Genomic DNA, 6964 nt, shown 5'->3' on the forward strand with positions numbered 1-6964 from the left:
TCTAGAAGCCAGTCCATGACCGACCGCCGTACGTTTCTCAAGCAGGCAGGGGTACTTGCCGCCAGCCTGCCGCTGGGCGCTGCCATCCTGCCTCAGGCGCAAGCAGCCGCAACACAAGACCCATGGACCGGGTTCAAGCGACTGTTCAACCAAGACCCGGACTACCTGCACTTCTCCAACTTCCTAGTGACCTCGCACCCCAAACCGGTACGCGAAGCCATTGAGCGTTACCGCGCACAGATCGACCGCAACCCAGGGCTGGCCATGGACTGGGACTTGCAGGAAACCTGGAAGCGTGAAGGCCAGGTGCGCGAATGGGCCGGCCGCTACCTGAAGGCCTCTCCCCCGCAGATCGCCTTGACCGGCAGCACCTCCGAAGGGCTGGCGATGATCTATGGCGGGATCAAGGTACGGCCCGACCAGGAAATCCTGACCACGGTTCACGAGCACTACGCCACCCAGAACGTGCTGGACTTTCGTGTGCTCAAGCAAGCCACACAGGTACGCCGGATCGCACTGTTCGACAACGCCAACCAAGTCTCTGTCGATGAAGTACTCGGCAATATCCAGCGCAACATCCGCCCCAACACCCGTGTGTTGGGCATGACCTGGGTGCAGTCCGGCAGCGGCGTGAAGCTGCCCATCGGCGAGATCGGCAAGCTGGTGGACGAGCACAACCGCAACCGCGATGAGCAAGACCGCATCCTCTACGTGGTGGATGGCGTGCACGGCTTCGGCGTGGAAAACCTCGATTTCCCCGACATGCACTGCGACTTCTTCATCGCCGGCACCCATAAATGGATGTTCGGCCCGCGCGGCACCGGTCTGGTGTGCGCCCGCGACCCCGAGAACAAATACGTCACGCCGATGGTGCCGACCTTCTCCGAGGACAAGGACTTCGCCACCAGCATGACGCCTGGCGGCTACCACGCCTTCGAGCATCGCTGGGCCGCAGATGAAGCCTTCAAGCTGCACTTGCAGTTGGGCAAGGCCCAGGTGCAGACACGCATCCATGGACTGAATACCGAGCTGAAAGACCAATTGCTGGCGCAGCCACAGGTCGAGCTGGTCACCCCGCGCAACCCCGCGCTGTCCGCCGGTTTCACCTTCTTCCGAATCAAGGGCCAGGACAGTGACGCAGTGGTGGCCCACATGATGAAACACCGTGTGGTGATCGATTCGGTGGACCGTGATGTCGGCCCCGTGATTCGCACCTCGCCTGGCCTGCTCAACAACGCCGACGAAATCCAGCGGTTCATGACCCTGCTGCGCCAGCGGGTGTGACGCTCACTTTTCCCTTTGAACGAGATGCCCACATGATTCCATTCCGACTCAAACCCTTGACCACCCTGATGCTCACCGCCCTGTGCAGCGCCCTGCTGCCAGGCGTGGCCCAGGCCGCCGCGCCACAGCCAGGCAAAGTGTTCAAGGACTGTAAGGACTGCCCGGAAATGGTCGTGCTGCCCGCCGGCACCTTCACCATGGGGACGCCTGAGGATGAGGTCGGTCGCGAGCCGGATGAAGGCCCGATGCATGACGTGACCTTCGCCAAACCGTTCGCCATGAGCCGCTTCCACATCACTGCCGGTGAATGGGACAGCTATGTGCGCCAGACCGGCGTGAAGATCGCCAATGGTGACACCCGCCCCGGCCGCGAATGCATCGCCAGCAAGCCGCGCTATCCACAAGGCCCGCGTCAGCCGGCGGTGTGCATGGACATGGACGACATCAAGGCCTACGTCGCCTGGCTGTCGAAAAAGACCGGCCAACACTACCAAATGGTCAGCGAAGCCCAGCGCGAATACGCCGCCCGTGCCGGTTCCACCGGGCCTTTCCCGTTCCCCTTCGATGAAGGCAAGGGCTACAGCATCGCCGAACACGCCAACACCTACGGGCCTGCGGACGGCTACAGCTACTCGTCGCCAGTGGGCAGCTACCCGCCCAACGCGTTCGGCATGTACGACATGCACGGCAACGTCTACGAGCGCGTCGCCGACTGCGAACATACCAACTACATCGGCGCCCCTGCCGACGGCAGTGCCTGGGTAGAACCTAACTGCGAGTCCTATCAGATTCGCGGCAATGACTGGGGTGAAGCACCGGTATTTTCGCGCTCGGGCAACCGCAACACTATCTACCCGCAGACGCGGGGCGACTGGATCGGCTTCAGGGTTGTGCGTGATCTCTGATTACGCACACTGAAACCGGCAAAAAAAAACCGCCTGGCATGAGCCAGGCGGTTTTTTTATGTCTGGAGGGAGCCGGCACGCGTGCCGGCTCCCGGTGGATCAGAACGCGTACTTGGCGTTGATCATTGCGTTGCGAGGTTCGCCGTAAGAGCCCGAAGTGAATGTACCAATACCGTCGTAATACTTCTTATCGAACAGATTGTTCACATTCAGACCAACAGTCAGGTGCTCATCCACTTTGTAGTTCGCCAACAGCCCCACTACTGCAAACGGATCCTGCGTTGCCTTGTAGGTAGGGCCGGTGTATTGAGGGACTTGCCCCTCGGCGTACATCTTGCTCTGCCAGGTAACGTTGCCGCCAATGGTCAGACGTTCCAGGTCGCCCTGCAAGCGGTAGGTAGTGCCGAGCTTGAGGAGGTTGGAAGGCTGGTTGGTCTGGACACGCTCACCATTCTTGTCGTGAGACTCACGATAGGTGTAGCCACCGAATATGTTCCAACCCTTGGTCAACTCGCCCGAAATCTCGGTCTCGACACCACGAGTGCTGGTGCCGCTGATAGCCTTATAGGCTGTTTTGTTGGAGTTGGGATTGAAGACCTCCTCAGGGCTGTTCTTCTGCTCTACATCAAACAACGCGATACTGGCGTTCAACGCACCGTTGAAGAATTCGCCTTTCAAGCCAATCTCGTAGTTGTCACCCTGCAGCGGCTCCAGGGACTTGTCGTCAACCGTCTTGTAGAACGTCTGCGGCAAGAAGATGTTGGTGTAGCTGGCATACGCCGAATAGGTGTCGTTCAACTCGTAGACAATCCCCGCATAGGGAGTGACAACTCCGGTTTTACGAGTTTTGTCAGTGGCTTTGCTCTGATTCGAAATGCTCGTGACGCGGTCTTCCTGATCCCACCAGCTGACACGAGTACCAAGAATTACGGTTAACGGATCGAATGGCTTCAGACGCACCGCAGTGTAAACCCCGCTTTGCTGAAGGCTCGTAACCGTTCCGCCATTTTCGACGAACTTCGGTCGAGCGAACTGACGGCCATCCCAGGCGAAAATATTGTCCACCGCCGCGAAGTCGCCATCGGCTCCAGTGCTGACGTAGTCCGGAAAGTTCAGGTGCGTGCGCGAAGTGCTGGCACCCACTACCAACTCATGCTGACGCCCACCCAAAGTGAACGGGCCGGTGGCAAAGGTATCCAGGGTGTCTTGAGTCTGGTAGCTGTCCAGACGACTGATATAGGCATTTGCGCCGACGCCTGTCACTGGGTCTGGCGCGCCATTACTGGCAGAAGCCCCCTCCCCTTTGCGATAGCTGTATTGGTGGCTGTAAGCAGTTTTCCAACTCCAGTCGTTAGCCAGCTTGTGATCCAGCATGGTGCTGAAGTTATAGCTGGTGTTGTCCTGGAATGCCCAACGGCTGGCAGGGTTGAACGAACGGGAGAAATTAGTCTGTTTGCCGGTGTTGTAGAACAACGGGATATGCCCATAAGTCGTGCCATCGGCGTTGTTGTTCTGGTAATCGAGGCTGGTGCGTAACGTGGTGTCATCACTCAAGTCGATGTCCAGGGCGCCGTACATCACACGCTTTTCTTGCTTGTACCAATCAATGAACGAATTTTGCTTCTGATAAGCCGCGACGAAACGTCCACGCACATTGCCGGTTTCGGTCAGCGGACCCGAGACGTCAACTTCGGAGCGGTAGCGGTCCCACGCCCCCGCCTCTCCGGAAACGTATGCCTGGAAGTCGCTGGTAGGACGCTTGCGCACTAGGTTGACGGTGGCGGATGGAGTGCCTGCACCACTCATCAGGCCGGTCGCGCCGCGCACAACTTCAACGCGGTCATAGATAGCCATGTCCGACAGTGGGCCGGTGTACTGCTGTGACTCGTTGGCCACTTGCGACGGAATGCCATCGTACTGAAAGTTCTGTATTGAGAAGCCACGGGAATAGAAAGAATAACGCTCACTGTCGCGGTGGTTGATGCTGATACCCGGCGTGAACGCCATCACTTCGTTAAGCGTCGAAAGATGCTGGTCGTCCATCAGTTGACGGGTAATCACACTCACCGACTGCGGCGTTTCGCGCAAGGACAAGGGAAGCTTGGTGGCGGTGCTGGTTGCTCCCGTGGTGTACGAACCGGTGTTTTCGGTCGTCTCCCCAAGACCCTCGGCACTGATCGTGGTCGCGCCCAGGTTCAGCGCCGAACCGGTGGATGGCGCCATCACGATATAGCTGCCGCTGGCTTCGCGACTGGCCTGCAAGCCACTGCCCGACAACAGTCGAGACAGGCCTTCATCCACGCCAAACTGCCCTTTCAACCCTGGAGTGGAGCGCTGGCTGGCGATCGCTGGATCGTAGGAAATCGAGACACCGGCCGCCGAGCCGAATGACATCAGCGCATCCGATAATTTACCGGCCGGAATCGCGAAGGCAACCTTGCCGGCTTCGCTCTGGGCAAGTGCGACGCTCGGCATCAATGTGGCGGCAGCTGGCACAGCCAGCGCGGCGCCCAACATCATCAGACGCACGGTCTGCGGCAATTTCTTCAGCGCGTAATGCTTGGGCGTAGACAACCAAAGGAGATAAGGCATCGACAGCAATCCTTGAACAATGAGGCGTGTGTTTGGCAGAAATTAGTGGCGTCTTTGAGCGCCTCTGGTTAATAAGACGGTTCAGGTAATGAAAACCAGACTCATTTACCTGCTTTTTTTTACCACCCCTCTAAACGCGCTCAACCCTCAACCGCCAGGGGCATTGAGGGTCGAGCACGCCTGCTCATAGAAATGAAAGCGTCCATGGGAAGGGAACGGCGCACCGGCCTACGGGTGCCGGCCATGAAACATGGCCGCATCCAATCTATAACGTGGGGCTGGCGGACAAATTTAGGGCCCGTGCCCAACGCAATGAGGCTAAATCGCGCCGTAGTCGAAACGTCTTCTACAAAAGCCCGCGAGCGATCAAATGGATCGCCGGGCCTCCACTCGCCCTTAGCACGTAGCCACGTCGCGACCGAGGTAGTTTCATGACTGCAAAACCGCGTAGCGCCCTCAGCGAACTCTTGAGCCTGCTCAAGCCCTATCGCTACACCGTCATTCTGTCGATTCTGTTCGGCATCCTTGGAGGGGTGAGCGTCACGGCTCTGCTTGCCACGGTTAACCAGGGCCTGCACAGCGAGTCCGGCCTCACCACCGCAGTGGTCCTGGCCTTTGCCGGGCTATGCCTGCTCGCCCTGCTCAGCAGCATTGCCGCCGACATCGGCAGCAACTTCGTGGGCCAAAAAGTCATCGCCAGGCTGCGCAAGGACCTCGGCGCCAAGGTGCTGTCAGCGCCAATCGAACAGATCGAACGGTACCGCAGTCACCGCCTTATTCCGGTACTGACCCACGACGTCGACACCATCAGCGACTTCGCCTTCGCCTTCGCTCCGCTGGCCATTTCCATCACCGTTATCCTCGGCTGCCTGGGCTACCTGGCGAGCCTCTCGCTGCCGATCTTCATCATGACCCTGCTGGCCATCGGCATCGGCTCGGCGATCCAGTTCATCGCGCAAAGCAAAGGCATCAAAGGCTTCTACGCCGCGCGGGAAGCTGAAGACAACCTGCAAAAACATTACTCGGCCATCGCCGAAGGCGCCAAGGAACTGCGGATCCATCGCAAGCGCCGTCACGCCATGCTGACCCGCAACATCCAGGCCACCGCCGACCACATCTGCGACACCCACGTGCGCTCGATCAATATTTTCGTGATCGCCAAGAGCCTGGGTTCGATGCTGTTCTTTGTGGTCATCGGCCTGGCACTGACCCTGCAATCGTTCTGGCCCAGCAACAACCCGGCCATGATGAGCGGCTTTGTACTGGTGCTGCTCTACATGAAAGGCCCGCTGGAAAACCTGATCGCCAACCTGCCGATCATCAGCCGCGCGCAGATCGCCTTTCGACGCATTGCCGACCTGTCCGAACGCTTCTCGTCGCCGGAACCGCACTTGCTGCTTGACGCCGATGAGAGCCGCACGCCGACCATGAAGCATCTGGAATTGCGCGACGTGCAATACGCGTTTCCGCCCGTGGAAGGCAGCGCGCCCTTCAAGCTGGGCCCGGTGAACCTGACCATCGAGCCTGGGGAAATCCTGTTTATCGTCGGCGAAAACGGCTGCGGCAAGACCACCCTGATCAAACTGCTGCTGGGCCTGTACACCCCGCAGCAAGGTGAGATCCGCCTCAACGGCACAACGGTGGACGCCCATGGCCTGGATGATTACCGGCAGATGTTCACCACCATTTTTGCCGACTACTACCTGTTCGACGAACTGGTGCAAAGCGATAAAGCCCTGCCGGACGACGCCAACCAATACCTGGAGCGCATGGAAATCGCGCACAAGGTCAGCATCCGCGATGGCGCTTTCACCACCACCGACCTCTCCACCGGGCAGCGCAAGCGCCTGGCGCTGATCAACGCCTGGCTCGACGAGCGTCCAGTGCTGGTCTTCGACGAGTGGGCCGCCGACCAGGACCCGACCTTCCGCCGCGTGTTCTACACAGAGCTGCTGCCGGACCTCAAGCGCCTGGGCAAGACCATCATCGTGATCTCCCACGATGATCGTTACTTCGATATCGCCGACCAACTGGTGCGCATGGAAGCCGGGCGCGTCATTACCGAAAAAGCCTTCGCCTGACCTCCCCCTCCGGCGAGCGCCCTGCCGCTCGCCGCTGCCTGCCAAGTCCCACGTCACACCTAAATCTCGTCGGCCACGCTTCGTCTTTCTGACAACGCATAT

General features: G+C 59.3%; 4 protein-coding genes. 3 read left to right on the plus strand and 1 reads right to left on the minus strand.

Features of this window, described 5'->3' with window-relative positions:
- Positions 1 to 15 precede the first annotated feature (15 nt).
- Both pvdN and pvdO read left to right on the plus strand, forming a co-directional pair.
- Positions 16 to 1284, plus strand: coding sequence for a pyoverdine-tailoring periplasmic protein PvdN (gene pvdN, locus G9Q84_RS26025; protein WP_181644308.1), 1269 nt, complete (start codon positions 16 to 18; stop codon positions 1282 to 1284).
- A gap of 32 nt (positions 1285 to 1316) precedes the next feature.
- Positions 1317 to 2189 carry a dihydropyoverdine dehydrogenase gene (gene pvdO / locus G9Q84_RS26030; RefSeq protein WP_181644309.1) on the plus strand — a complete coding sequence of 291 codons (873 nt, stop codon included), beginning with the start codon at positions 1317 to 1319 and terminating at the stop codon, positions 2187 to 2189.
- Between the two features lie 99 nt (positions 2190 to 2288).
- Here the strand turns inward: pvdO and G9Q84_RS26035 are convergent, their stop codons facing one another.
- Positions 2289 to 4781: a TonB-dependent siderophore receptor gene (locus G9Q84_RS26035; protein ID WP_181644310.1), complete on the minus strand. Its 2493-nt coding sequence runs from the start codon at positions 4779 to 4781 to the stop codon at positions 2289 to 2291.
- Positions 4782 to 5212: 431 nt separating this feature from the next.
- Here G9Q84_RS26035 and G9Q84_RS26040 point away from each other — a divergent pair, with 431 nt between their 5' ends.
- Positions 5213 to 6862, plus strand: coding sequence for a cyclic peptide export ABC transporter (locus tag G9Q84_RS26040; RefSeq protein WP_032885338.1), 1650 nt, complete (start codon positions 5213 to 5215; stop codon positions 6860 to 6862).
- Positions 6863 to 6964 lie beyond the last annotated feature (102 nt).

This window comes from Pseudomonas sivasensis (genome assembly GCF_013778505.1).
Lineage (GTDB): Bacteria > Pseudomonadota > Gammaproteobacteria > Pseudomonadales > Pseudomonadaceae > Aquipseudomonas > Aquipseudomonas sivasensis.